A 24,432-nucleotide genomic window follows, 5' to 3' on the forward strand; every position below is an offset into this window, starting at 1 on the left:
TCGACCAGCGGGTATGAGCAACCGGGCGTTCACCTACAACGGGGGGAAGGTCGAACCCGGCGAGCACCGGAACCTCCGGTTCGTAGTGAGCGAGACGTACCTCGGCGACCCGATCCGGATCCCCGTCACCATCGTCAACGGCGAGCACGAGGGGCCGACGGCGTTCCTCTCGGCGGCGGCCCACGGGGACGAACTCAACGGCATCGAGGTCGTCCGGGAGGTCGCCCACGAGTGGGACCTCTCCGAGCTCCACGGCACGCTCATCTGTCTCCCCGTCCTCAACGTCCCCGCGTTCCTCGCCCAGCAGCGTTACCTCCCCGTGTACGACCGCGACCTCAACCGGTCGTTCCCGGGTTCGCCCGACTCGACCACCGCCAAGCGCATGGCGAACCGCATCTTCCGAAACTTCATCGAGCCGTGCGACCTCGGGCTGGACTTTCACACCTCGACGCGGGGCCGGACCAACATGATCCACGTCCGCGCGGACATGTCCGATCCGGCGGTCGCCCGCGTCGCCTGCGCGTACGGAACCCCCGTCGTCATCGACAGCGAGGGGGGCGAGGGGATGTTGCGCGTCGAGGCGTCGAACGTCGACACCCCGACCATCACGATCGAGATGGGCGAGGCCCACCGCTTCCAACGCCCGCTCATCGACGAGGCGCTGGAGGGGGTCGTGAGCGTCTTCGCGGAGTTCGGCCTCCAGAAGACGCGCGCGGTCCGGTGGCCGGGGTGGCGGACCGTCATCACCGGATCGAGGGAGAAGACGTGGCTCCGCGCGGACGCCGGCGGCATCGTCGACATGCACTTCGACCACGGCGCGCTCGTCCACGAGGGCGACGCCGTCTGCACCATCACGAACCCGTTCAAGGACGACAACGTCCGCGTGGAGGCGCCGTTCACCGGCCTGCTCGTCGGCGTGCTGGAGAACCCGGTCGTCTACCCCGGGAACCCGCTGTGTCACCTCGTGGAACTCGACGAGCGGACGCGGCGCGTCGTCGAGCGGGAGCAGTCCCCGAACGGGGGCGGCGAGACGTGACCGGAGCGCCCGAACCGTGGCCGGGCGGTCCGGGCCGCGACCGGGTCCCCCGGTTCCGTTCACCCGCGCCCGCGCTGCCGTACACGTAACTACTATACCCCCCCGAGACCCAGCCACGAACACCCATGAGCCAGTCGTACGACAGGGGCCTCGTCGAGGACTTCGGACGGTGGCGGGAGTTCTCGGCGGGGATGTGGGCGTGGGTGTTCCACAAGTTCACGGGCTGGGTGCTCGTGGGCTACCTCTTCACCCACATCGCAGTGTTGAGTACCGCGACGAGCAGCGAGACGATGTACACGAACACGATCCAGGCGCTGGAATCGCTGCTCGTCGTCCGCCTCCTCGAGATCGGGCTGCTGGCGGTGGCCGTCTTCCACATCCTGAACGGCGTCCGCCTGCTGTTCGTCGACCTGGGGGTCGGCCTCGAGGCACAGGACAGGAGCTTCTACGCGTCGCTGGTGCTGACGGGCGCCATCGTCGTCGCCTCGGTCCCGACGTTCCTCGCGGGGGTGTTCGGCTGATGGCCGAGCGCTACTCCTCGTTCGAGCGCGGCGGCCGCCGGTGGCTCTGGCAGCGCATCACCGCGGCGTTCCTCGTCGTCGTGCTGGCGTTCCACTTCTTCCTGCTCCACTTCGTGAACCACGCCGACGAAGTGACGTTCGCGGCCTCGAGCCTTCGGATGCAGGATCTCACCTACTACTCGCTGATGGTGCTGTTCCTGGTGACGGCGACGTTCCACGGCGTCAACGGCGTCTACAACGCCCTGATCAACCAGGGGCTCACCGGAAGCAGGAAACGGATCGTCAAGTACGCCCTCGTCGCCGCGAGCGTCGTCCTCATCGTGCAGGGCGTCCGCACCGCGAACGCGTGGGCCGGGTTCCCGACGTTCTAACAATGAGCACGCAAGTCCCAGAGCAGGAGTCGGAGGCTGAGACCGAGGCGACCGAGACCGACCTCGCGGAGACGCTCCCGCCCGCACAGCAGGCGCGGATGGAGCGGAAGGCGGAGGCGCGCGCGGACCGCGAGCAGCGGGCCCGCGAGGAGGCCGAGCGGGAGGCGTCCGCCGACGAGAACTCCTACCACCTGAAGGTGTTCCGGTACGACCCGGAGGTGGAGGGGAAACAGGAGCCGCGGTTCGACGACTTCCACGTCCCGTTCGAGACGGGGATGACCGTCCTCGACGCGCTCATCCACGCGCGGGACACGTTCGACTCCTCGCTCACCTTCCGGCACTCCTGCCGGCAGGCGATCTGCGGGTCGGACGCGTTCTTCATCAACGGCTCCCAGCGGCTCGGCTGCAAGACCCAGCTGTCGGAGCTCGAGGAGCCGGTCCGCGTCGAGCCGCTCCCGCACGCCGAGGTGCGCAAGGACCTCGTCGTCGACATGGAGCACTTCTACGACCAGATGGAGGCCGTGGAGCCGTTCTTCCAGACGAACGAGCTCCCGGACGGCGAACTGGAGGAGCAGCGCCAGAGCCCGGAGAACCGCGAGAAGGTGAAGATGTCCACCCGGTGCATCTGGTGTGCGGCGTGCATGTCCTCGTGCAACATCGCGGCGGGCGACAACGAGTACCTGGGGCCGGCCGCGATCAACAAGGCGTACCGGTTCGCGATGGACGAGCGCGAGGGCGAGGACGTCAAGCAGCACCGCCTCAACATCATCGAACAGGAGCACGGCGTCTGGCGGTGCCAGACCCAGTTCTCCTGTACCGAGGTGTGTCCGAAGGACATCCCGCTCACCGAGCACATCCAGGAGCTCAAGCGGGAGGCGGTCAAGAGCAACCTGAAGTTCTGGTAACGACCGACGAACTCCACGACCTACACCCGACACAACACAACAATGCACGAACACGACGTCATCGTGGTCGGCGCCGGCGGCGCGGGGCTCCGCGCGGCCATCGCCGCCCAGGAGGAGGGCGCGGACGTTGCCATCGTCTCGAAGCTGCACCCCGTTCGAAGCCACACGGGGGCGGCCGAGGGCGGCATCAACGCCGCGCTTCGCGAGGGCGACTCCTGGGAGGACCACGCGTACGACACCATGAAGGGCTCGGACTACCTCGGCGACGCGCCGGCGGTCGAGACCCTCTGCAAGCAGAGTCCGAACGAGACCATCCAGCTCGAACACTGGGGGATGGCGTTCTCGCGGGACGACGACGGACGCGTCTCCCAGCGGCCGTTCGGCGGCCTCTCGTTCCCCCGAACGACCTACGCCGGCGCCGAGACGGGCCACCAGCTGCTCCACACGATGTACGAGCAGGTCGTCAAGCGCGGCGTCACCGTCTACGACGAGTGGTACGTCACCGACCTCGCGGTCACCGACGAGGAGCGGCCGGAGGACCGCACCTGCCACGGCGTCGTCGCCTACGACATCTCGACCGGCGAGCTCTCGGGCTTCCGGGCGAACGACGGCGTCATCCTCGCCACCGGCGGACCCGGGCAGGTGTACGACCACACGACGAACGCGGTGTCCAACACCGGTGACGGCGTGGCGATGGCCTACCGCGCCGGCGTCCCGATGGAGGACATGGAGTTCATCCAGTTCCACCCGACGAGCCTGCCCAGCACGGGCGTGCTCATCTCCGAGGGCGTGCGCGGCGAGGGCGGCATCCTCTACAACGCCGAGGGCGAGCGGTTCATGTTCGAGTACGGCTACGCGAGCAACGACGGCGAACTCGCCTCCCGCGACGTCGTCGCCCGGGCGGAGCTGAGCGAGGTGAACGCGGGTCGCGGCATCGAGGACGAGTACGTCCACCTCGACATGCGCCACCTCGGCGAGGAGCGAATCATCGACCGACTGGAGAACATCCTCCACCTCGCGGAGGACTTCGAGGGCGTCGACGCGCTGGAAGAGCCCATGCCGGTGAAGCCCGGCCAGCACTACGCGATGGGCGGCATCGAGACGGACGAGAACGGCGAGACGTGCATCGCCGGCCTGTACGCGGCCGGCGAGTGCGCCTGCGCCTCCGTCCACGGCGCGAACCGCCTCGGCGGCAACGCGCTGCCCGAACTCATCATCTTCGGCAAGCGCGCGGGCCAACACGCGGCAGGGAAGGACCTCGGCGAAGCGAAGGTGACCACGGGCCAGCAGGGGGAGTACGAACTCGGCGAGGTCGACAGCCCCGTCGAACCCGGTGCCGTCGACGCGTCGGGCACCGACGACGCCGCGGCGGACGGCGGCGTCAGGGCGGACGCGTCGACGGCCGACTCCGAGGACGTGGTCGACCGCGCCGTCGAGGCCGAGCGCGAGCGCGTCCAGGCGCTGCTCGACCGCGACGAGGGCGTCCAGCACGCCGAGATCCGCTCGGCCGTCCAGGAGTCGATGACAGAGAACGTCAACGTGTTCCGCGAGGAGGCCGGACTGAAGCAGGCGCTGCGCGACATCCGCGAGGCCCGCGAGCGCTACGAGGACGTGTTCGTGAATGACCCCTCGCGGACGTTCAACACCGACCTGGTCCAGACCATCGAGACGCGCAACGTCCTCGACCTGGCGGAAGCGATCACCCTCGGCGCGCTCGCGCGCGAGGAGTTCCGCGGCGCCCACTGGCGCGCGGAGTTCCAGGAGCGTAACGACGAGGAGTGGTTGAAACACACCCTGCTGTCGTGGAACGACGGCACGCCGGAACTGTGGTACAAGCCAGTCATCCTCGAGGGCGAGGAGAAGCGGTACGAGCCGAAGATCCGCTCGTACTGAGCCCCCCGGCGCGCGGGAACGAGTCCCCGACGCAACTCTTGCCGAACCCGTCCGTCAGAAGTCGAATTCAACGACCGACAGGTGTCGTCCCCGTGTCCGCGCAGGTCCGTCGGGCCCCGCTCCCCCTCGCGTTCGAGGCGTTCGAACGTCCTCCGGCGGTTTTCGACGATAGTCGTACCTTAGTTTTACATGTGTCGACACCGAGCCGGGAAGTACGACGATGCAGGCACGAAGCAGACCCGAGTCGACGCGCGACGCCGAGCCGACGATGGAACGCGTCCCCGCGGGGCTCTCCTCGCCGCGCGCGAAGCTCGTCTACCTATATCTCGCCACCCACGGCGCGGTGACCGAGGACGACCTGCGGGAGGGGCTCGGTATGAAACGGATCTCGCTGTACGCCATCTTGAAGACGCTGCGGTCGGGTGGGTTCGTGACGAGGGACGGCGACCGGTACGTTCTGGACTGATTCCGACCGTTCGCTCGGTTCCCGTCGGACGCGAGCGGGCTTTCGGAGCCTGCTCAGCGACGACCAGCGGGAACCGGAGCCATCCGCCGTCCTGGCTTTCGAGCCGTTCCGCCGTCCGACGGCGGGCGAACCCCGAAACCCGTTGAGCCCCGCTCGTTTCGGCGAATCAGCCGCCCAGGAAGTCCTGTCGGACCTGCTCGTCGGCCAGGAGCGCCTCCCCCGAGTCCACGTACGCGTTCTCGCCGTTCACGAGCACGTAGCCGCGGTCACAGCGCCGCAGCGCCTCCTTCGCGTTCTGCTCGACCATCAGCACCGACGTGCCGTCGTCGTTGATGCGGTCGATGCGGTCGAACATGTCCGCGACGAGGTCGGGCGCGAGGCCGGCCGACGGCTCGTCGAGCAACAGGAGGTCCGGGTCGAGCATGAGCGCCCGGCCCATCGCGAGCATCTGGCGCTGGCCGCCCGACATCGTGCCCGCAGTCTGGCCTTCTCGCTCCTCCAGGATGGGGAAGCGGTCGTAGATCTCCCGAATCCGGTCCTCGGGGACGTCGTCGAGGATGTACGCGCCCATCTCCAGGTTCTCGCGGACCGAGAGGCTCTCGAAGACGTTCTCGTTCTGCGGGACGTAGCCGACGCCCCGGTGGATGATCTCCTCGGGCGCCAGCCCGTGGATCGGCTCCTCGGCGAACGTCACCGTGCCGCCCATGTACGTCGTCAGCCCGAACACCGACTTCATCACGGTCGACTTGCCGGCGCCGTTCGGGCCGACGATGGTGACGTACTCGCCGGCCGCGACGTCGAGGTCGACGTCCCGGAGGATCTGTAGGTCGCCGTAGCCCGCGTCCAGGTCGCGGACCCGGAGCAGGGCGTCGCCGTTCGCTTCGGCCTCCCCCGCGGCGGTCGCGTCGGCGTCGCCGATCCCTTCGGCTCCCCCGGCCCCGGTTTCCTCGACGGACGCGGCGTCCCCCCGGCCGGACGACATCAGACGTCACCCCCGAGGTACGCCTCGACGACCCGTTCGTCGCCGGTGATCTCCGCGGGCGCGCCCTCCGCGAGCACCTGCCCCTGGTGCATGACGATGACGCGTTCGCAGTTCTCCATGATGACGTCCATGTCGTGTTCGACGAGCAGGAACGTGTTCCCCTGCTCGCGCAGTTCGTGGATGCGGTCGAGCAGCTTCTCCTCCAGCGTGGGGTTGACGCCCGCCAGCGGCTCGTCCAGCAGGACCAGCTCCGGGTCCGTCAGCAGGGCGCGTGCCATCTCCAGCAGCTTCCGCTGGCCGCCCGAGAGGTTCCCCGCGTACTCCTCGGCGAGGTGGTCGATCTCGAAGAACTCCAGCTGTCGCCAGGCGCGCTCCCGGAGCTCCTCCTCCTGTTCGATCACCCGCCCGCGCAGCCCAGGGAGCACCGAGTACCAGAACCGCTCGCCGATCTGTCCCTTCGGGGCGAGCATCATGTTCTCCAGCACGGTCATCTCCTCCAGTTCGCGGGCGATCTGGAACGTTCTGACGAGCCCCCGGTTCGCGATGCGGGGGGTCGACATCCCGGTGATGTCCTCGCCGCGGAACCGCACGGTGCCGCCCGTCGGCTTGTGGACCCCCGTGATCAGGTTGAACGTGGTCGACTTCCCCGCGCCGTTCGGGCCGATGAGCCCCGTGAGGCTCCCGGCCTCGACGGAGAAGCTCGCGCCGTCGACGGCCGTGATGCCGCCGAACGTCTTCCGGAGGTCCCGGACGACCAGCGGCGGCTCCGACCCGCCCTCGGCGGCCGCCTCGGCCCCCGACTCCGTCGGAACGTCCGCCGCCTCACTCATCGCCACCACCCCCGTCGGACCGGGTGGCGGGACGGGCGAGCGGCACCGCGGCGGCCTCCTCCTTGCGGTGGCCGAGCAGCCCCTCCGGCCGGCGCTGCATCAGCCAGACGAGCAGCACGCCGACGAGGATGAACCGGAGCGCCGAGACGTTGTCGAGCAGGAACGCGAGGAACGGCAGCACCTCCCCCTCCAGGAACGGCGAGACCGCGGCGGGGAACGCGTTCGGGGTGTCCCCGAAGCTGACGTAGTTGGTCACCACGCGCCGGAGGTACGTCGGCCCCTCCCAGAGCAGCGAGGCGAACAGCGCCCCGCCGAGGACGCTCCCCGTGTTCGAGCCGGCGCCGCCGATGATGAGCGCCACCCAGACGTAGAAGGTGATGATCGGCCGGAACGCGCCGGGGTTCGTGAACCCCTGGCTGCCGTGCCACATGATGCCGCCCAGCCCCATCAGCCCGCAGCCGAACATGAACGCGACGATCTTGAACCGTCGGGTGTCCTTGCCGAGCGCCTCGGCGACCTGCTCGTCCTCCCGGATGGCCTTCAGCACCCGGCCGAACGGCGAGTTGCCGACCCTGACGAGCAGCACGTAGAACAGGGCGACGCCGCCGGCCAGCACGAACAGGTACGCGACGCCCACGATGACCGGCGGGTTCACGGCCAGATCGAGCGTGAACTCGGGGAGCGGAACGATCCCGAGCCACGAACTGCCCGGGGGTATCAACTGGACGCGGAGGTCCCTGAACACCGGGAACAGCACCGATCCGAGCAGCGCCGGATCGCCGCCGTCGAAGAACAGGTGCCGGATCGGGTTGACGGGCATCGAGATGCCGCCCGCCCCGCCGGTCCCCGTCTCGATCCCCGTGAACGGGATCGTGAACTCCTGGAACGTCTGGGAGGTGAGCGTGAGACGGACGATCTCAGAGAACGCCACGGTGACGATGGCGAAGTAGTCCGCCCGCAGGCGGAGCGCCGGCAGCGCCGCCAGCAGCCCCACGAACGCGGCCGCCAGCACGCCGCCCACGATGGCGACCGGGAGCGGCAGGCCGAGCCCCGCGACGCCGGCGACGCCTGCTTCGGTGGGGCCCGAGAGGATGGCCATCGCGTACACGCCGACGGCCATGAAGGCGGCGATGCCGATGTTGAACACGCCCGTGTACCCCCAGTGGAGGTTCAGCGCGAGCACCATCATCGCGTACACCGCGGTGAAGAAGAACACGGACCTGAGCGAGTTGACGAGGCCGTTGAACGGGAGCCCGAGCGCGACCGCGAAGACGAAAAAGCCCAGCGACACGTGGCCGAGGACGATGAGCAACTTGTCCACGTCGGAGGTCATCCAGCGCTCGTCGAGCCACGCGAGGTACGGCTCGGCGGGCGGAGCGGTCGCGAGATACAGCGTCCCGGCCACCGCGAGCACGTAGAGGAAGCCGATCAGGCTCCCGCCGATCGGCAACGAGCCGAGGTCGAACGAGACCACCGCGGCGAACGCCAGCAGTCCGACGACCAGGTGGCCGATCGCGGTTCCCCACGCGACCCTGCCGCCCTCCGCCCAGCGGCCGCGGAACCAGTCGCGGTAGGCGTTCCAGGCGGGGACGTCGAGGAGCCCGCCGGCGCGGCTCAGCGTCCGGTCGCTCACGCCGTCGTCACCCCCGAGAAGATGCCCTCCGGCTTGAACAGGAGGACGAAGATCATCACCGCGAACGCGGCCACGGTGGAGAACTCGTTGGGAATCCACACCAGCGAGAGGTTCTGTGCGACGCCCATGACGACGCCGCCGAACATCGCGCCGTAGACGGAGCCGATGCCGCCGAGGATGACCGCCGCGAAGATGAGGAGCAGCAGCACCCAGCCGAACTGGAAGTTCATCGTCCCGCGCTCCAGCGCGATGAGGAAGCCGCCGGCGCCGGCCAGTCCGCCGCCGATGATCCAGGTGAACCGGACGACCCGCTCGGTCGGGATGCCGGTGACCCGAGCGAGGTCCTCGTTGTCGGCCATCGCGCGCATCGCCTTGCCGAGTTTCGTCCGCTGGAGCAGCAGGTGCAGCCCGAGCATCAGCGCGCCGGCGACGAGCACGAGGGTCACCTGGTGGGCGCCGATTTCGACCGCGCCCGCCCCGACCGCGACCGTGTACTCGGGCGCGGCCTGGGAGTTCGTCAGCCCGCGGGTGCGCTGGCCGAACACGATGTAGATGACGTACCGGAGAGCGAGCGCGACGCCGATGGAGGCGATGAGCAGCGAGATGCCGCCCTGGTCGCGCATCGGCCTGTAGACGAGCCTGTCGATCACGAGCGAGAGCGCGACGGTGAACGCACCCGCCACGACGATGCCGGCGAGGATGGCCAGCGGCGTCGTCGCGATGGAGACGCCGAGCTCCCGGGTCGAGAGCTGACCGATGAACAGCAGCGACGTCAGGTCGAACTGGCCGAACCCGGCGATCGCCCAGGTCGCGGCCCAGCCGGCGAACGCCCCGCTGGTGACGTAGTCGCCGTGACCGAAGTTCGCGAAGTTCAGGATGCTGTACGTCATCGACAGCCCGACGCCGGCCAGCCCGATCGACAGGCCGACGACGAGCCCCTCCCAGAGATAGCCGAGGAGGTTGGCGCCGCCGAGATCGCCGGTCGCCAGTCTGCGAAGGAGGTCGACCGCCAGAACGCCACAGAGAAGCGCGGTCACGACGACCGGGAGCCGGTCGCCGAGCACGCGCCGTCCGCGCGCGTAGGATTCAGTGATACCCATTGAGGTTCCCTCTCACAGTGTCGGGGTTCCTAGGGGGAGTTAAAGGTTCCCTCACGCGTACGTGAAACCCACCCGCAGGGAGGGGCCGCTCTCCCCGCGTTTCGAACCGATGGCTCCGGCGGTACCGTGGGGACGACGCCGGCGGCCGCGGTGCGTCCGGTACGCCGGAAGGCCCAAGCCGCCGCCTCGCCTCGTATCGTTCCATGGAGGGGGTGACCGTCGAACCCGCGACGATGGACGACGTGGACGCGCTCGCCGACCGGTGGGTCGCGCTCGCGGCCGGCCAGCGCGCCCACGGGTCGTCGCTGCTCGCGGACGAGAACCGCCCCGTCGCCCGGGACGCGGTGGCCCGCCACGTCGTCACCGGCGGCCTCCTCGTCGCCCGCGGCCCGGACGGCGTTCGCGGCTTCGTGATGTTCGCCCCCGAGACGGGGAGCTACGAGGAGGATGTCGATCGGGGGGTCGTCACGAACCTCTACGTGGACCCGGAGCACCGCGAGGGGGGGCTCGGGGGGCGCCTGCTCGCCGAGGCCGAGGCGGCGCTCGCCGCCGAGGGGGCGGACGTGGTCTCCCTCGAGGCGATGGCGGACAACCGGGCGGCACGCCGGTTCTACGCGGGGGCCGGCTACCACGAACACCGGATCACGTTCGAGAAGCGCCTGGGGACGGGCGAAAACGATACCGATTCAAGGGAGGGCGAGTAACCGACGACGCGCGCCGGGGGAGCATGGGCGGTGCATGCACTCGACTTGTAATCGAGACTTCGCGGGTTCGAATCCCGCCCCCGGCTTCGCACCCCGGGTCCGAATCCGGGCGTGACGATCCGACGGTGCGTACGGGTCGGCGGTCGGTTCTTCCGTTACGGCAGTCGGTTCTCGCGGGTCAACGGTCGGTTTCGAACGGCCTGGAGCACCGCTCGACGAAGTCGGCGACGATCTTCCCCTCCGCGGCCCGGAGGTGCTTGTGGAGCGTCGGCGGGGTGACGTCCAGTTGCTCGGCGAGCTCGCTGCCGTTCGTCTCGCGGGGCCAGTCGTAGTACCCGGCCTCCTGGGCGGCCACGAGGACCTCCCGCTGTCGGTCGGTCATCGCGTCGGCCCCGAACTCGGACGTCGCCCCGCCCGAGAGGATGGACCTGGCGGGCGAGCCCGACCGCTTCGAGACCAGCACGGCGTCGGGGTGTGACTCGAGGAACTCCCGGACGATCGACCCGACGTCCTCGGAGTCCGGGATGTCCGCGACGACGCGACCCTCGCCGTCCACGCTGTGCGCGTCGACGGGCAGCGCCCCGCGTTCAGCGAGGAACTGGAGCGGACAGTCGTCCGCCGCGATCACCTCGACGAGCCCGCCCGTCTCGCGTCCGGCGAGCGTCCTGGCGTCGAAGCCGTCACGGACCTCCGCGAGTTCGACGATCCGTTCCGGGCGGACGCCCTCGACCCTGAAGAACTCCGAGCAGATCCCGTCGCCGCGCACGACGTTCTCTTCGAGGACCATCCGACCGCCGTCCTCCACGGAGACGCCGACGAACGGGTACTCCGGACTCGTGAGGGAGAACTCGACGCGCGTGACTCCGTGCCCAGAGGCTGACTCGGTGCTCATCGGTCGTTCGACTCCACCTACCGTCCGACACCTAATCAGCCTTGGTGACGGAAGCATGCGGGATCGTCGTCGGTTCCCGTCTAGCATGTTAGCCCCACCCTCTTTATGTGCCGCGGGCCGTTTCCGACCATGAATCGGGAACGGATGCAGGAGTCGGAGCGGACGCCGCTCGTCAGCGAATCCGTGCCGGAGGACCGGCCCGTCACCGTCACGGTCGTCTCCGCCGTGGCGACGGCGCTGGACGAGTCCCCGCTGAGCCTTCCCCCGCTGTACGGGTCGGTCGACGTGGACGCCCTCGAGGAGATCGTCGCCGGGCAGCGGGAGTCCGGCCGGGTGCGGTTCACCTACTGTGAGCACCTCGTCTCGGTCGGGGGCGACGGGGTCGTCCGGGTTTTCGACGGGGCCGAGGGCCGCCCGTCGGGCTAGCGGCCGGGGTCACTCGAGGGTGAGCGTCAGGTCGCCGCCGACCCTGACCAGGTCGTCCCCCATCGCGTACGTCACCGCGGGTTCGTCGGGGTCCCCGACCTCGTAGGGGCGGGTCATCGCCCTCGTGAAGCGCGTCCACGCCGAGGGCGAGGAGCCGTCGGCATCGAGCAGTTCGAGGACGGCCGGGCGTCCAAGGTGAGCGAGCAGCGGGGGCGTGACCCTGCCGCAACCACAGGTGGTACACTCGAGTCGCGCGACCGCTCCGATCGAGAGGTCACACTCCCCACACCGGGTTCGGTCCCCGGCGTCGTGGTCGGAACAGACGACGAGTTCCCGGCCCGTCGGGCCCCCGCAGTCCGGGCAGGAGTCGGCGGCGAGCATGCCCACCTCGTGTTCGAACCTGGCGTGGGCGAGTTCGACCGTCTCCCCGGCGGTCCGGGCGTCCAGCCCGGCCGGGGGGTACGGGAGCGCCGAGAGCGTCCCCGGCGGCGTGAACCGAAGCGTGAGGCTGCCCTCGCAGGTGTCACACTGCGTGAACACGTGCTCGTTCCTGTAGGAGACGGAGACGTCCCCGTCACAGCGGAAGCACGGCTTCCCCGTCGGAGCCGGGCCGAACCGGGGATCGTCGGTGAAAGTCCCGCTGAGCACCGCGCGGACGACGGTGCTTCCGGCGTGACGCATCGCGTAGCCGTGGTCGAGTTTCTCCACGAACTGCCCCTGGAGCCGGCTGAGATGGTAGTTGAACTTCCCGCTGTCGGGTTCGCCGACTGCCTCCCGCAGCGTCGAGTACGTGACCGAGTCTCCCTGGCAGTCCTCCCGCTCGGTGGACTCGTACAGGGCGAAGAGGATGTCGAGGCGGAGTTCGTCGCCGAGCAACGCGAACGCCGCCTCGGGCGACAGGCACTCTCCTCCCTCGTCGTCCATATTTGGACGTTGGAACGACTGGATGAAAACTCTGTTCAAAGATCACACCAATGGTATTAACCGAAGCTATACATTTCCGGCCGAGAGGCCCGACGGCCGGGGGACGCGTCGACGGCGACCGACGCCGCGGCGCTTATCCCGAAGCGCGCCCTCCCGGTTCACATGAGCGAACACGAACGAGCGACGCTGGCCGGCGGCTGTTTCTGGTGCGTCGAGGCCGCCTTCGAGGAACTGGCGGGCGTGACGTCCGTGACTTCCGGCTACGCCGGCGGCCACGTCGCGAACCCCACCTACGAGGAGGTCTGCAGCGAGACGACCGGCCACGCGGAGGTCGTACAGGTCGAGTACGATCCCGAGGAGATCGGCTACGCCGACCTGCTCCGGGTCTTCTTCACGATCCACGACCCGACAACGCTGAACCGCCAGGGGCCCGACGTCGGCGAGTCCTACCGGTCGGCGATCTTCTACCAGGACGACGCGCAGCGCGAGATCGCCGAGGAGTTCGTCGCGGAACTGGAGGCCGAGGGCGCCTACGACGACCCGATCGTCACGGAGATCGAGCCGCTGGAGGCGTTCTACGAGGCCGAGGAGTACCACCAGGACTACTACGCGAAGAACCCGGGCGACGGCTACTGCCAGTTCAACGCCGACCCGAAGATCGCGAAGGTCCGCGAGAAGTTCGCGGACGAGGTGACGCACGAAGCGAGGACTACCGACGACTGACTCCGCTCCCAGATCGGTACGTACGGGCGAAGGACGTAGCACACCGACGGAAAAGCTGTTCGGGCATTCATCGGCTCGTTGAGTTCAGCGGGCGTAGTCGGGTACGATCGACTTTCCTGCCTCGGACGGCGAGAGAGCTAGACGGTACCTCCCGGCCCGTGATGACCAACGTTAAAATCCTTCGTGAAATACCCCGGGCCAGTGCGTAACGAAGTCGAGCGCGGCAACGAGCGGAGGGACCCGGACTGCGGGAGCGGGCTCAAGGGGCTACGTCGGAGTTCGGAGTTTCGAGGACCAGTCGAGTCCCCGGACGATCACGACCACTCGAACGACCACCTCGCGCTCATCTACGAGAGTCGAGAGGAGCAGTTCGCGTCCGCGATCCCGTTCATCCGTCAGGGGCTCGAACGTGGCGAGCGCTGTCTGTACGTCGCCGACGACAACCCCCGGGAGGACGTCCTGACGGCGATGCGGGACCACGGCATCGACGTGGACGCGGCCCTCGAATCGGGTGCGCTCTCCGTCCGCACGCCGGCGGACACGTACCGCCGAACCGGCGAGTTCGATCGGGCCACGATGCTGGAGTTCTGGGAGGAGTCGCTCGAACGGGCGAAAGGCGAGGGCGGCCACACGGGGCTCAGAGCGGCCGCCGAGATGACGTGGGCGCTGAACGGGGACACGAGCCCCGACGACCTGCTCGAGTACGAGGCCGTGCTCAATTCGCTCTACCGGGACGAGGACTACGTCGTCATGTGCCAGTACAACAGGGAGCGGTTCCCGGCAGCGGTCACCCACGACGTCATCAAGACCCATCCACACGTCATCTCCGACGGGACCGTCTCGCGGAACTTCTACTACACGCCACCCGAGACGTACTTCGGCCCCGAGGAGATGGAGCCGAAGGTCGATCGCATGCTGCAGTCGCTGCGGGAGCGGACCGAGGTGAAGACGGAGTTGCGGGAACGGCAGGAGTACCTCGCGCGAGTGTTCGAGAGCAGTCACGACGCCATCCTCATCGTCGACCCCCGGGCGGACGAGATCGTCGACGCGAACTCGGCCGCTACCGAGATGCTCGGCTACACGCACGACGAACTGCTGACGCTCGGTCCCTCCGACCTATACCCCGATGAACTCGACAGGTTCCAGGCGTTCGTCGAGAAGGTGGTCGCGAACGGCACCGGTTGGATAGACGAACTCAACTGCCGCACCAAATCGCGGGGGCGGATTCCGGCGGAGATCTCCGCGTCCCGGATGGAACACGACGGGCGGTCGGTCGTGCTTGCCGTGGCCCGCGACGTCTCCGAGCGCAGGAAGTGGGAACGTGCACAGCGGAAACTGTACGAAATCACGGCCGATCCCGATCGGCCGTTCGACGAGAAACTCCAGGCAGTCTTCGAACTGGGCTGTGAGCAGTTCGACCTCGACCTGGGCGGGATCGCCCGGGTCGATCCCGAGACCGACCTGTTCGAGGTGGAGACGATCAGCGACGAGCACGACCACCTCGTGCCGGGCGAACGGTATCCGCTCTCGGAAACGTACTGCCGGATGGCCACGGACGACGGAGTGACCGTCGACGTAACTGATCCCGTCGGCCAGGACTTCGAAGGCGAACTCTGTTACGACCGGTTCGGCGTCGAGGCGTACCTCGGAACGTACATCGAACTCGGAGACGGTGACGGCCGGACGTTCTTCTTCCTCTCGAACCGCCCCCGGAAGGAGGAGTTCTCGGAGGTCGAACGAACCCTCCACCACCTGATGGGGCAGTGGGTGAAGTACGAACTCGAGCGCCGCCAACGCGAGCGGGAACTGCGCGAGCGCACGGAGCATCTGAGTGCGATCGTCGAGACCACACCCGAATGCATCAAGACCGTCGCCGCCGACGGCACCTTGCTCCAGATGAACCCCGCCGGGCTGGACATGGTCGAAGCGGACTCCGCGTCGGACGTGATCGGCGAGTGCATCTACGACCTGATCGCCCCCGAGCACCGCCAGTCGTTCCGTGAGTTCAACGAGCGAATCTGTCGGGGAGAACGCGGGACCATGGAGTTCGACGTCGTCGGTTTGGACGGCAGGCGCCGGCACATGGAAACGCACGCGGCACCGCTGTGTAGCCCCGACGGAAAGATCTCGCACGTGGCGCTGACACGCGACATCACCGACCAGATGGAGCGCGAACGCGAACTCGAACGGGCGCTCGACCTGCTCGAGAAGACCGAGCGCATCGCGGACGTCGGCGGCTGGGAGATCGACACGGGGACGATGGAGGTGTTCTGGTCCGACCACCTCTTCGAACTCCTGGGGGCGTCCGCCGACGAGGAGCCGCGGCTGGACGGTGCCCTCGATCTGTACCACGAGGAGGACAGGTCGATCGTCGAGAACGCCATCGAGGCGGCGCTCGAATCCGGCGACCCGTTCGACGTGGAGGCGCGAATCCGTGCGGGAAGTAACGGAGTACGCTGGCTCCGGGTTCAGGGGATTCCGGAGACCGTCGACGGTGACGTCGTTTCGCTCCGCGGGGCGGCCCAGGACGTCACCGAGCGCAAACGGCGCGAGCAACGGTTAGAGGAGGTGATCGACAGGCTCGAAGCGTCCAACGACCGCCTCGAGCAGTTCGCGTACGCCGCTTCCCACGACCTCCAGGAGCCGCTGCGGATGGTCTCGAGTTACCTGCAGCTGATCGAGGACCGATACAAGGACGAACTCGACGAGGACGGCGAGGAGTTCATCGAGTTCGCCGTCGACGGCGCCGACCGGATGCGCACGATGGTGAAAGGGCTGCTCGAGTACTCCCGGGTCGAGACGCGGGGCGACCCCCTGGAACCCGTCGACCTCGATGCCGTGTTCGACGACGTGTTGTCGGACCTCCGGATCCAGATCGAGGAGAGCAACGCCGGGATCACCGCCGACGAACTCCCCCGCGTTACGGGTGACGCCAGCCAGCTCCGCCAGGTGCTCCAGAACTTGCTCGAGAACGCGATCACCTACAGCGGCGACGAGCCGCCGCGGATCCACGTCTCGGCCGAACGCGCCGGGTCCGAGTGGAACGTGTCGGTCCGCGACGAGGGCATCGGCATCGAACCGGAGCACCAGGAGCGAGTCTTCGAGGTGTTCCAACGACTCCACACCCGCGGCGAGTACGACGGGACCGGCATCGGCCTCGCGCTGTGCGAACGGATCGTCGAGCGTCACGACGGCGAGATCCGCGTCGAGTCCGACCCCGGTCAGGGGACGACGTTCTCCTTTACGCTTCCCGCAGTACGGACTCGCGACCGATGAGTCGACCCGTCGAGCGACCGTTCCAGCGCCGGGAGAACGAACGGAGCGTCCCTCTCCGACACGGACTCCGCCAGGCACTGGCGGGAAACGACGGCGTCGCGATCGATCGGCACGGGGACGAGAGGATCGCCGAGGCGTGGCTCTCCCCCGACTCCCTGGCCATCCTCACGCAGCTCGACGTGCTCCCCGAGGGCGTCGGCGCCCGAGACCGGTGGACGAACCGGACGTCGAGGTCGCCGGACGATCGACGGGTGGTGACCCCACGGCGCGTCGACCCGACTCGTCCGGCCGCCACTCGATTCGCGGCCGCTCGCGGGTTCTGCGGGCTCCCGAAGAACTAAGGGACCGTCTCGTCGATTGTTCGACGCCATGCCGGAGTGTCAAAACTGTGGGTCGTTCGTCACCGAGGGATACGTTCGGGTGTTCGCGCCGGAGGGGATGACCGAACCCCGCGTGTGCCCACAGTGTGAGGACAAGGTCCGCGACGGCGGGGACGTCCGCGAGGCGCGAAGCAGGCGACACTGACCCGGCGGTCGACCGAACCGACGCCGACCCCGGACCGTCGGCCGATTCGACTCCGGTCCGTCGAGCGGTTCGGCCCCGGATCGTCGGCCGAACCGACTCCGGATCGTTCGCCGAAGTAACTTCGAATCGTTCGCCGAAGAAACTCCGGATCGTCCGTCGGACGTCGTCGTCGTCTCGCGCGTCGAGCCGATGGATCGGCGGGAGGGAGTCCGGGCCTACACGCGCGGTTCCGACGCGGCGGCGTCCTCGAGCGCCCGGTTCTTCAGCGCCGCGCCGGTCGCGCCGTCGAAGAGGTGGACGGCCTCCTCGGGGAACCGGGCGACCGCGGTCGACCCGGGCTCGACGCTCCGCATCCCGCCCACGGTGGCGACGAACGTCTCCTCGCCGTCGCCGAAGGTGAGATACACCGCGTTCTCGTTGCCCATCGGCTCGACCACGTCGACCGTGGTCTCGAAGTCGTGTTCGCCGCCGACGGCGTCCACGAGTTCGATGTCCTCCGGGCGGATGCCGAGGGTGACGCGCTCGGCGTCCCCGACGGACTCGGCGGACGTCCCGCTCAGCTCGTACTCGAGGTCGTCGCCGACGAGCGTCCCGTCGGCGGCCTCCGTCTCGAAGAAGTTCATCGACGGCTCGCCGATGAACCCCGCGACGAACCGGTTCGCGGGGCGGTGGTAGCACTCCAGGGGCGTCCCCGCCTGCTGGAGCTCCCCGTCGTCGAGGACCGCGATCCGATCGCCCATCGTCATCGCCTCGGTCTGGTCGTGGGTGACGTACATCGTCGTCGTCCCCAGGTCCTCCTGGAGGCGCTGGAGCTCCGTCCGCATCTGCGAGCGGAGCTTCGCGTCCAGGTTCGACAGCGGTTCGTCCATGAGGAACACCTCCGGGTCGCGCACGATGGCGCGCCCGAGCGCGACGCGCTGCTGCTGCCCGCCCGAGAGCTCCGAGGGCCTGCGGTCGAGCAGATCGTCGATGCCGAGCATCGCCGCCGTCTCCTCGACGAGCCCCGCGATCTCGTCGTCGGGCATGTCTGTCGACTCCTCCAGCCCGAACGACATGTTCTCGCGGACGGTCATGTGCGGGTAGAGCGCGTACGACTGGAACACCATCGCGATGTCCCGTTCCTGGGGCCCCGCGTCGGCGATGCTCTCGCCGCCGAGCCGGATGTCGCCGGAGGTGACCGTCTCCAGCCCGGCGACCATCCGCAGGGTGGTCGATTTGCCGCAGCCTGACGGGCCGACGAGGACGAGGAACTCCCCGTCCTGGATGTCGACGCTGACGTCGTCGACCGCGACGATGTCGCTACCGTCGTCGTCGGTGAACACCTTGCTCAGGCGTTCGAGCGTGAGTCCTGACATGGTTACGTTGCGACCCCCTCGGCGAACTCCTCTCCGAACGCGACGTAGACGAGCAGGGTCGGGAGGGCGGCGACGAACGCGCCGGCCATCCGGAACCCGAAGTCGATGCCCTCGAGCGACGCGCCGAGCCCCGCGAGCTTCAGCGTCACGGGCGCGGCCGGGCTCGAGGAGGAGGAGACGAGGATGAGCGCGAACAGCAGGTCGTTCCAGATCTGGGTGAACTGGTAGATGAGCACCACCGCGAACATCGGCGTCGACAGCGGGAGGACGATGCGGCGGTACACCCGCCGCAGGGTCGCCCCGTCGAGCCGCGCCGACTCGAGCATCTCGCCGCTCATCGACTGGTAGTACGAGCGGAAGAGGATCGTACAGATCGGGAGCCCGTAGGCGACGTGCGCGATGACGAGTTCGACGATGCCGGCGTAGTCCGACGAGACGCCGAGCAGGTCCCAGACGACGAGCTGGTTCAGCGACAGGATGTTGAACACCTGCGTGAGCGGAACCAGCACCGCCTGGTAGGGGATGAAGATGCCCGCCACGAACAGCAGGAGCACCGGCGCCTGGTACCTCCAGTCGACGAGCGTGAGCCCGTATGCGGTCATGCTGCCCAGCAGCGCGGACAGGATCGTCGCCGGCACGGCGTACAGCACGCTGTTGAACAGTCCGACGAGCAGGACGTCGAGCGCCCGCCGGTAGTTCGCCAGGGTGAACCCCTCCAGCGGCGGCGCGTACGGCGCGGTCGCCGTGACCGCCGCCCGGGTCTTGAGCGACGTGACGAGCCCCGCCTCGATGGGGGCGAGGAAGAACGCCACGAGCAGTCCAAGCGTCGCGTACAGGGCGACGCGGTAGCCGTTCATGTCGGCGAGGAACGATCCTCGACCGGTCGATGTCTCGGTGCTCATAGGTTGTCGTGCTTGTACTGGTAGTAGAGGTACGGGGCGACGACCGCGAGCGCCATCGCGAACAGGATGACCGCGATGGCCGCGCCGTACGCCCAGTTCGTGTTGCTGTACGCCTCACGGACCATCTTCGTCGCGAGGATGTCCGCGCCGTTGGGCGGGCGGTACCCCCCGACGAGCGCGTAGAGGAAGTCGAACGCCTTCAGCGCGAACACCATCAGGACGACGGTGGCGCTGAGCGTCGCGTTCTTCAGCTGGGGGACGATGACCCGCCAGTACATCCGCGGGACGCTGGCGCCGTCCACCTTCGCGGCCTCGAAGTGCTCGTCCGGGATGGCCCGGAGCGCGGCGAGGTAGACGACCATCGTGTAGCCGCTGAACTGCCAGACCAGCGCGAAGACGACCGCCCACAGCACCAGACTGGAGTTGCCGATCCAGTTGTACGGTCCGAGGCCGACGACGCCGAGCGTCGCGTTGACGATGCCGCTGTCGAAGTCGTACATCCACAGCCAGAACTGCGCGGTCACGACGAACGACAGGCTCATCGGCAGCAGGTAGATGGTCCGGAACGTGTTCTCGAACCGGATCCCGCGGTCCACGAGGATCGCCACCAGCAGCCCGATGGCGAGCGCGACGAGCGTGAACGCGACCAGCAGGACGAACGTGTTGACCGCGGCCTCTATCACGTACGGGTCGCCGGCCGCCCGGACGTACATGTCGAAATCGAGGTTCGAGTAGTCCGGCGACCCGAACTCCGAGAAGTCGGTCAGCGAGATGAGGACGTTCCAGCCGATCGTCCCGTAGACGAAGAACGCCATCAGCAGGAACGTCGGCAGCCAGAACGGCGCCGATTCGAGGAAGTCCCTGCCGAACGTGCGAGCGAGCCGCGACCGCTCGCCCCGCCCTTCGGTCACCCCGCCGTCGGTCGCCACCCGTTCCCCCCCGCCGCTACCGTCGGTCACCGCTCGGTTCCCCTCGCCGTTGCCGTCGGTCCCTGCTCGCCCCTCCTCGCCCCCGTCCGACTCCTCCCGATCGCCTGACCGACCGCTGCCGGAACGCATCAAAGATTTTAGAATATCGGGCATGGGACTGTGGCGTCGTGTGTCAGCCCTGGACCGTCGACATGAACTCCTCGGTGGCCGCGTCCACGTCGTACGGGCCGGAGAACTGCGAGGAGATCACGTTCTCGAGGTCGCTCATCTGCTCGGGCTCGACCGCCAGTCCGTGCGCGAGCGTCGGCGGCTTCTGCTCGGCGTTCTCGAAGTCCTCGATCGTCTCCTCGAGGTACGGGCCGAACTCGCTGGTGTCGACGTCCGTCCGCGTCGGGATCGAGCCCTTGTACTGGTTGAACGCGACCTGCGCCTTCTCGGTGCCGACGAACTCCATGAACGTCTTCGTGCTCTCGGGCGACGGGTTGTCGCCGGGCATGATGAACGAGTCGATGTGGAGCGTGTACGTCCCCTCGGTGCCGGGGAAGGGGACGTGGCCCCAGTGCTCGTCGTAGTCGAAGCCGTCGGAGTTCCGGTAGGCGCCCGCGGCCCAGTTCCCCTGGTGGATGAACGCCGCCTCGCCGTTGATGATCTTCTCGTTCGCCGCGGTGAGGTCCGTCGAGGACGCGTCGTCGTTGATGTGGTTCTCGAGGATCTCGGCGGTCGTCTCGAAGGCGGTCCGCACCGCGTCCTCGCCGCCCTCGCCGTTGATGAAGCTCATGTAGGCGTCGTAGCCGCCCGTCGAGAGCAGCACCACGCCGACGAGCTGGAGCGTCGTCCACGCGCCCTGCATCGCCTGGGCCATGGGCGTCGCGTCCGTCTCCGACGCGACGGTCTCGAGCGCGTCCAGCAGCGCGTCGGCCGAGTCGATCGAGGAGGGGTCGACGCCCGCCGCCTCGACGACCTCGACGTTGTAGAACAGGCAGTTCAGCCGGTGGGAGCCGATGGGGACGGCGCGGTACTCGCCGTCGTACTGGCAGAGGTCGGCCGCCTCCTGGACGTGGGAGTCGACGAGGCCGTTCTCCCAGACGTCCGTCACGTCACCCAGGACGCCGTCGTACTGGGTGAGGTTGTTCCCCGGCCACCCGGCGAACGCGCTCGGCGGGTCGCCGCTGTTCAGCCGGTTCGCGACGACGGTGTCCAGGTTCTGGTTGCCGCCGCCGCCGATGGGGCTGAAGTTGGTCTCGACGTCTGGGTGTTCCTCCTGGAACGCCTCGACGAGCGCCTCCTCGGCCTGGGCGCCGTCGCCGCCGGTCCAGCCGTGGAGGACTTCCAGTTCGTTGCTTCCGCCGCCCATACAGCCAGCGAAGCCCGTCAGCCCCGCGGCACCGGCGCCCGCCGCGCCTTTCAGATACGTCCGCCGTGAGATTCCGGTATCGTTCATCGTTTTTCCTCCGTGTGAGAGGTCGACGGGTTGTTCAGGAAGCTACCACTTAACCCTTCTCAAGTTAACTCCGCAACGAGTGAATTTCGCCCACAGCGTGTCGTATCGAAACGATATCGGGCGAGGCCGTCCGCCCGTCCGGTCGGAGGTCGGCACCCCTCACGGCACCGGTTCGTCCGTCCCGGCCAGCGCGTTCAGCAGCGTCACCGCCTCGGGCTTCGAGAGGGGGTCGTTCGCGTTCCCGCAGTGGGGCGACTGCACGCAGGCCGGGCAGCCGTCCGCGCAGTCGCAGGCGGCGATCAGCCGCGCGGTTCGACCCATCAGGTCCGCGGCGAAGCCGTACGCCTCGCGCGTGAGGCCGACCCCGCCGGGGTAGCCGTCGTAGACGAACACCGTCGACCGCCCCGTGTGGGGGTGGTACGGCGTCGAGAGGCCGCCGACGTCGGCCCGGTCACACAGCAGCGAGAGCGGCATGAGCGATATCATCCCGTGTTCGGCCGCGTGGATGCCGCCGTTGAACCCCGCCTCCCCGCCGATGGACCGCATCTCGGACTCCACGTCGTCGGGGACGGTGTAGTAGACGGCCGTGGTCCGGAGGCTCGTCTCGGGCAGGTCGAGGAGTTCGGTGCCGAGCGTCTCCCCGGTCGAGCCGTCGCGTCGCTCGAACCCGGTTATCTGCTCGGTGACGGTGACGTCCGCGAACCTGACGGGCGTGTCGGGCCTGTCCTCCAGCGGCTTCTCCCGACGGTCCGCCTCCACGGTCACCTCCTTGTCGGTGAGGACCTTCGTGTAGTAGTCGGCCCACGTGGGCTGGAGCCGGGCGACGTCGCGCTCGAGGTCCAGGTCGACGACCTCGTAGGACTGCCCCTGCTGGTGGTAGATCGCCCCAGGGTGGGCGTCCCGGAGCGCGTCCGAGAACGACAGCGTCGCGACGCGGTCGTTGGAGCGGCCGTCGAGCAGGGTCACCTCGCGCTCGTCGATGGTGCGGAGGCTCATGGAGTGCTGTGGGCTCTCCCCGCCCGCGTGGGTCCAGCGGATCCCGTCGGCCGTGGTGCGCCGCTCCAGGGTCCCGACCGTCTCGAGGTCCGAGACGAGCCCGGGGAACCCCTCGCCGAAGTGGCGCTCGTCGCCCCGCGAGAGCCAGTTCTCCGCGGCCGCGCAAGCGACGTGTCCGGGGCGGAGTTCGTCGTTCCGCGGGTCGACCATCGCCTTCTCGGGATCGCCGTCGAAGAAGTCCTCCGGGTTCGCCATCAGGTACTGGTCGAGCTGGTCCTCGCCGCCGACCATCACGACGAGCGCCGGGTCCTCGCCACGCCCGGCGCGCCCGGCCCGCTGGAACGCGGACATCCGGGTGCCCGGGTAGCCGTCGAGGATCACCGCGTCCAGCCCGCCGACGTCGACGCCGAGTTCGAGCGCGTTCGTCGACCAGACGCCGCGCACGTCCCCCGAGTGGAGGCCGTCCTCGATCTCCCGCCGCCGCTCGTGGGTGAGCGCGGCCTGGTACGCCTCGACGTCGCCCGCGAGGTCGTCGCGTCCCCGGTTCCGGAGCTCCTCGGCGGAGTCGGTCGCGTACCGTTCGGCGGTCTGTCTCGCACGCGTGAACACGAGCGTCTGGTGCCCCCTCGAGACGAGGTCACAGAAGAGCCGCTTCGCCTCCGTGTGGCTCGACCGTCGCCGGCCGGACTGCCGGTCCGCGATCTCGTCCCCGTACTCCGGCGGGTTCCAGAGCACCCAGTTGCGGGGTCCGCGCGCGGAGGCGTCCTCGTCGACGAGCGTGAACCCCTCCTCGGGGTGGCCCGTGACCCTGCTCGCGTGCTCGACGGGGTTGCCGACGGTCGCCGAGCAGCAGACGAACTGCGGGTCGGCGCCGTACCGCTCGCAGATCCGGTTCAGCCGCCGCATCGTCAGCGCGACCTGCGAGCCGAACACGCCCCGGTAGCCGTGCACCTCGTCGATGACGACGAGTTCGAGCGAGGAGAAGAACCACTCCCAGTGCTTGTACGCCCAGGGGAGCAGCGCGTAGTGGAGCATGTCCGGGTTCGAGAGGAGGACGGTCGGCCGCCGGCTCCGGACGTCCCGCTTCTCGGCGTCCGAGAGCCGGCCCGTGTACTGGTCGACCGAGACGCGCGAGCCGAAGCCGAGCCCCTCCGCCAGCCCCGAGAGCGTCCCGGACTGGTCGGAGATGAGCGCGTTCTGGGGCGCGAGATACAGCGTCCGCCCGCCGTGGTCCATCGCGTTCTCGAACGCCGGCACCGTGTAGGCGAGCGACTTCCCGCTCGCCGTCCGCGTCGCGAGCACCACGTCGTCCTCGTCGCGTGTCGCCTCGATCGCCCGCGCCTGGTGCTCGTAGAGGCGCTCGATCCCCTCGCCCTCGAGCGCCTCGGCCAGCCGCGGTTCGAGGTCGAGGCCCCGGACCGCCGCCTGCCGGCCCGGGAGCGTCCGCTCGGCGGCGATCTGCCCCTCGTAGTAGGGGCGGTCCCGCAGCCACGCGACGGTTTCGTCCACGGATTCCCTCCGACCCGGCCCCGCTTACCGGTTGCGATGGCGGGCCGTTCGTCCCGTCCCGCGTCCGCCGTGACGCGATGCCGACCGCGCCGA

General features: G+C 68.7%; 23 protein-coding genes and 1 tRNA gene. 13 read left to right on the forward strand and 11 right to left on the reverse strand.

What is annotated here, in order from left to right; all coding sequences use genetic code 11:
• The first annotated feature begins 13 nt into the window (after positions 1–13).
• From HUG12_RS12160 to HUG12_RS12185, 6 genes are all read left to right on the forward strand, one after another.
• The gene (locus HUG12_RS12160) at positions 14–1,036 is read left to right on the forward strand and encodes a succinylglutamate desuccinylase/aspartoacylase family protein (RefSeq protein ID WP_179269028.1); all 1,023 of its coding nucleotides are present in this window, start codon (positions 14–16) and stop codon (positions 1,034–1,036) included.
• Positions 1,037–1,161: 125 nt separating this feature from the next.
• Positions 1,162–1,557 (forward strand): succinate dehydrogenase, cytochrome b556 subunit, encoded by a 396-nt coding sequence (gene sdhC, locus HUG12_RS12165; protein WP_179269029.1) that lies wholly within the window; start codon positions 1,162–1,164, stop codon positions 1,555–1,557.
• Positions 1,557–1,928: a succinate dehydrogenase hydrophobic membrane anchor subunit gene (locus HUG12_RS12170; protein ID WP_179269030.1), complete on the forward strand. Its 372-nt coding sequence runs from the start codon at positions 1,557–1,559 to the stop codon at positions 1,926–1,928. The genes sdhC and HUG12_RS12170 overlap by 1 nt, the downstream gene beginning before the upstream one ends.
• A gap of 2 nt (positions 1,929–1,930) precedes the next feature.
• Complete coding sequence (locus HUG12_RS12175; protein WP_179269031.1) at positions 1,931–2,833, forward strand: succinate dehydrogenase/fumarate reductase iron-sulfur subunit; 903 nt, start codon at positions 1,931–1,933, stop codon at positions 2,831–2,833.
• 42 nt (positions 2,834–2,875) lie between these two features.
• Entirely contained in the window at positions 2,876–4,726 is a 1,851-nt protein-coding gene (locus HUG12_RS12180; RefSeq protein WP_179269032.1) for an FAD-binding protein, read from the forward strand.
• A gap of 220 nt (positions 4,727–4,946) precedes the next feature.
• Positions 4,947–5,192 carry a helix-turn-helix domain-containing protein gene (locus HUG12_RS12185; protein WP_246308043.1) on the forward strand — a complete coding sequence of 82 codons (246 nt, stop codon included), beginning with the start codon at positions 4,947–4,949 and terminating at the stop codon, positions 5,190–5,192.
• Positions 5,193–5,358: 166 nt separating this feature from the next.
• On the opposite strand, the gene HUG12_RS12190 is transcribed toward HUG12_RS12185, so the two are convergent.
• From HUG12_RS12190 to HUG12_RS12205, 4 genes are read right to left on the reverse strand one after another with little or no spacing between them, the layout of a single operon-like run.
• On the reverse strand, positions 5,359–6,174 hold the full coding sequence (locus HUG12_RS12190) for an ABC transporter ATP-binding protein (RefSeq protein WP_179269033.1): 816 nt from the start codon (positions 6,172–6,174) through the stop codon (positions 5,359–5,361).
• The gene (locus tag HUG12_RS12195; RefSeq protein WP_179269034.1) at positions 6,174–7,004 is read right to left on the reverse strand and encodes an ABC transporter ATP-binding protein; all 831 of its coding nucleotides are present in this window, start codon (positions 7,002–7,004) and stop codon (positions 6,174–6,176) included. Before HUG12_RS12195 ends, HUG12_RS12190 begins: the two co-directional genes overlap by 1 nt.
• The gene (locus HUG12_RS12200) at positions 6,997–8,637 is read right to left on the reverse strand and encodes a branched-chain amino acid ABC transporter permease (protein ID WP_246308044.1); all 1,641 of its coding nucleotides are present in this window, start codon (positions 8,635–8,637) and stop codon (positions 6,997–6,999) included. Before HUG12_RS12200 ends, HUG12_RS12195 begins: the two co-directional genes overlap by 8 nt.
• Positions 8,634–9,737, reverse strand: coding sequence for a branched-chain amino acid ABC transporter permease (locus tag HUG12_RS12205; RefSeq protein ID WP_179269035.1), 1,104 nt, complete (start codon positions 9,735–9,737; stop codon positions 8,634–8,636). The genes HUG12_RS12200 and HUG12_RS12205 overlap by 4 nt, the downstream gene beginning before the upstream one ends.
• A 203-nt stretch (positions 9,738–9,940) precedes the next feature.
• On the opposite strand from HUG12_RS12205, the gene HUG12_RS12210 reads away from it, so the two are divergent.
• Positions 9,941–10,441, forward strand: coding sequence for a GNAT family N-acetyltransferase (locus HUG12_RS12210; RefSeq protein WP_179269036.1), 501 nt, complete (start codon positions 9,941–9,943; stop codon positions 10,439–10,441).
• Between the two features lie 12 nt (positions 10,442–10,453).
• Positions 10,454–10,527, forward strand: a tRNA-Thr gene (locus HUG12_RS12215).
• A 92-nt stretch (positions 10,528–10,619) separates the two neighbouring features.
• On the opposite strand, the gene HUG12_RS12220 is transcribed toward HUG12_RS12215, so the two are convergent.
• Positions 10,620–11,333 (reverse strand): helix-turn-helix domain-containing protein, encoded by a 714-nt coding sequence (locus HUG12_RS12220; RefSeq protein WP_179269037.1) that lies wholly within the window; start codon positions 11,331–11,333, stop codon positions 10,620–10,622.
• Positions 11,334–11,462: 129 nt separating this feature from the next.
• Between HUG12_RS12220 and HUG12_RS12225 the strand changes: the two genes are divergently transcribed.
• On the forward strand, positions 11,463–11,759 hold the full coding sequence (locus HUG12_RS12225; protein WP_179269038.1) for a HalOD1 output domain-containing protein: 297 nt from the start codon (positions 11,463–11,465) through the stop codon (positions 11,757–11,759).
• A 9-nt stretch (positions 11,760–11,768) separates the two neighbouring features.
• On the opposite strand, the gene HUG12_RS12230 is transcribed toward HUG12_RS12225, so the two are convergent.
• Complete coding sequence (locus HUG12_RS12230; protein WP_179269039.1) at positions 11,769–12,683, reverse strand: DUF7351 domain-containing protein; 915 nt, start codon at positions 12,681–12,683, stop codon at positions 11,769–11,771.
• A 162-nt stretch (positions 12,684–12,845) separates the two neighbouring features.
• On the opposite strand from HUG12_RS12230, the gene msrA reads away from it, so the two are divergent.
• From msrA to HUG12_RS12250, 4 genes are all read left to right on the forward strand, one after another.
• On the forward strand, positions 12,846–13,406 hold the full coding sequence (gene msrA / locus HUG12_RS12235; RefSeq protein WP_179269040.1) for a peptide-methionine (S)-S-oxide reductase MsrA: 561 nt from the start codon (positions 12,846–12,848) through the stop codon (positions 13,404–13,406).
• 201 nt (positions 13,407–13,607) lie between these two features.
• Positions 13,608–16,682 (forward strand): MEDS domain-containing protein, encoded by a 3,075-nt coding sequence (locus HUG12_RS12240; RefSeq protein WP_179269041.1) that lies wholly within the window; start codon positions 13,608–13,610, stop codon positions 16,680–16,682.
• The gene (locus HUG12_RS12245; RefSeq protein ID WP_179269042.1) at positions 16,679–17,023 is read left to right on the forward strand and encodes a hypothetical protein; all 345 of its coding nucleotides are present in this window, start codon (positions 16,679–16,681) and stop codon (positions 17,021–17,023) included. The genes HUG12_RS12240 and HUG12_RS12245 overlap by 4 nt, the downstream gene beginning before the upstream one ends.
• Before the next feature lie 28 nt (positions 17,024–17,051).
• A complete protein-coding gene (locus HUG12_RS12250; RefSeq protein ID WP_179269043.1) occupies positions 17,052–17,207 on the forward strand; it encodes a DUF7563 family protein in 156 nt (51 codons plus the stop codon).
• A 215-nt stretch (positions 17,208–17,422) separates the two neighbouring features.
• Here HUG12_RS12250 and HUG12_RS12255 read toward each other — a convergent pair whose 3' ends face one another.
• The 5 genes from HUG12_RS12255 to HUG12_RS12275 all read right to left on the reverse strand — a co-directional run bounded on the left by HUG12_RS12255 (position 17,423) and on the right by HUG12_RS12275 (position 24,339).
• Complete coding sequence (locus HUG12_RS12255) at positions 17,423–18,562, reverse strand: ABC transporter ATP-binding protein (RefSeq protein ID WP_179269044.1); 1,140 nt, start codon at positions 18,560–18,562, stop codon at positions 17,423–17,425.
• 2 nt (positions 18,563–18,564) lie between these two features.
• The gene (locus HUG12_RS12260) at positions 18,565–19,464 is read right to left on the reverse strand and encodes a carbohydrate ABC transporter permease (protein WP_179269045.1); all 900 of its coding nucleotides are present in this window, start codon (positions 19,462–19,464) and stop codon (positions 18,565–18,567) included.
• Positions 19,461–20,522: a carbohydrate ABC transporter permease gene (locus HUG12_RS12265; protein ID WP_179269046.1), complete on the reverse strand. Its 1,062-nt coding sequence runs from the start codon at positions 20,520–20,522 to the stop codon at positions 19,461–19,463. Before HUG12_RS12265 ends, HUG12_RS12260 begins: the two co-directional genes overlap by 4 nt.
• A 43-nt stretch (positions 20,523–20,565) precedes the next feature.
• On the reverse strand, positions 20,566–21,834 hold the full coding sequence (locus HUG12_RS12270; RefSeq protein ID WP_179269047.1) for an ABC transporter substrate-binding protein: 1,269 nt from the start codon (positions 21,832–21,834) through the stop codon (positions 20,566–20,568).
• A 159-nt stretch (positions 21,835–21,993) separates the two neighbouring features.
• Positions 21,994–24,339, reverse strand: a complete 2,346-nt coding sequence (locus tag HUG12_RS12275) for a DEAD/DEAH box helicase (RefSeq protein WP_179269048.1) — start codon at positions 24,337–24,339, stop codon at positions 21,994–21,996.
• Between the last annotated feature and the right edge of the window lie 93 nt (positions 24,340–24,432).

Origin of the sequence: Halorarum salinum (genome assembly GCF_013402875.1) — an archaeon.
Lineage (GTDB): Archaea > Halobacteriota > Halobacteria > Halobacteriales > Haloferacaceae > Halorarum > Halorarum salinum.

Coding starts and splice junctions, on each gene's coding strand:
- HUG12_RS12265 (WP_179269046.1), bottom strand. CDS start 20,522: ATGCGTTCCGGCAGCGGTCGGTCAGGCGATCGGGAGGAGTCGGACGGG.
- sdhC (WP_179269029.1), top strand. CDS start 1,162: ATGAGCCAGTCGTACGACAGGGGCCTCGTCGAGGACTTCGGACGGTGG.
- HUG12_RS12250 (WP_179269043.1), top strand. CDS start 17,052: ATGCCGGAGTGTCAAAACTGTGGGTCGTTCGTCACCGAGGGATACGTT.
- HUG12_RS12270 (WP_179269047.1), bottom strand. CDS start 21,834: ATGAACGATACCGGAATCTCACGGCGGACGTATCTGAAAGGCGCGGCG.
- HUG12_RS12245 (WP_179269042.1), top strand. CDS start 16,679: ATGAGTCGACCCGTCGAGCGACCGTTCCAGCGCCGGGAGAACGAACGG.
- msrA (WP_179269040.1), top strand. CDS start 12,846: ATGAGCGAACACGAACGAGCGACGCTGGCCGGCGGCTGTTTCTGGTGC.
- HUG12_RS12230 (WP_179269039.1), bottom strand. CDS start 12,683: ATGGACGACGAGGGAGGAGAGTGCCTGTCGCCCGAGGCGGCGTTCGCG.
- HUG12_RS12175 (WP_179269031.1), top strand. CDS start 1,931: ATGAGCACGCAAGTCCCAGAGCAGGAGTCGGAGGCTGAGACCGAGGCG.
- HUG12_RS12255 (WP_179269044.1), bottom strand. CDS start 18,562: ATGTCAGGACTCACGCTCGAACGCCTGAGCAAGGTGTTCACCGACGAC.
- HUG12_RS12205 (WP_179269035.1), bottom strand. CDS start 9,737: ATGGGTATCACTGAATCCTACGCGCGCGGACGGCGCGTGCTCGGCGAC.
- HUG12_RS12220 (WP_179269037.1), bottom strand. CDS start 11,333: ATGAGCACCGAGTCAGCCTCTGGGCACGGAGTCACGCGCGTCGAGTTC.
- HUG12_RS12180 (WP_179269032.1), top strand. CDS start 2,876: ATGCACGAACACGACGTCATCGTGGTCGGCGCCGGCGGCGCGGGGCTC.
- HUG12_RS12260 (WP_179269045.1), bottom strand. CDS start 19,464: ATGAGCACCGAGACATCGACCGGTCGAGGATCGTTCCTCGCCGACATG.
- HUG12_RS12160 (WP_179269028.1), top strand. CDS start 14: ATGAGCAACCGGGCGTTCACCTACAACGGGGGGAAGGTCGAACCCGGC.
- HUG12_RS12210 (WP_179269036.1), top strand. CDS start 9,941: ATGGAGGGGGTGACCGTCGAACCCGCGACGATGGACGACGTGGACGCG.
- HUG12_RS12190 (WP_179269033.1), bottom strand. CDS start 6,174: ATGTCGTCCGGCCGGGGGGACGCCGCGTCCGTCGAGGAAACCGGGGCC.
- HUG12_RS12195 (WP_179269034.1), bottom strand. CDS start 7,004: ATGAGTGAGGCGGCGGACGTTCCGACGGAGTCGGGGGCCGAGGCGGCC.
- HUG12_RS12170 (WP_179269030.1), top strand. CDS start 1,557: ATGGCCGAGCGCTACTCCTCGTTCGAGCGCGGCGGCCGCCGGTGGCTC.
- HUG12_RS12225 (WP_179269038.1), top strand. CDS start 11,463: ATGAATCGGGAACGGATGCAGGAGTCGGAGCGGACGCCGCTCGTCAGC.
- HUG12_RS12185 (WP_246308043.1), top strand. CDS start 4,947: ATGCAGGCACGAAGCAGACCCGAGTCGACGCGCGACGCCGAGCCGACG.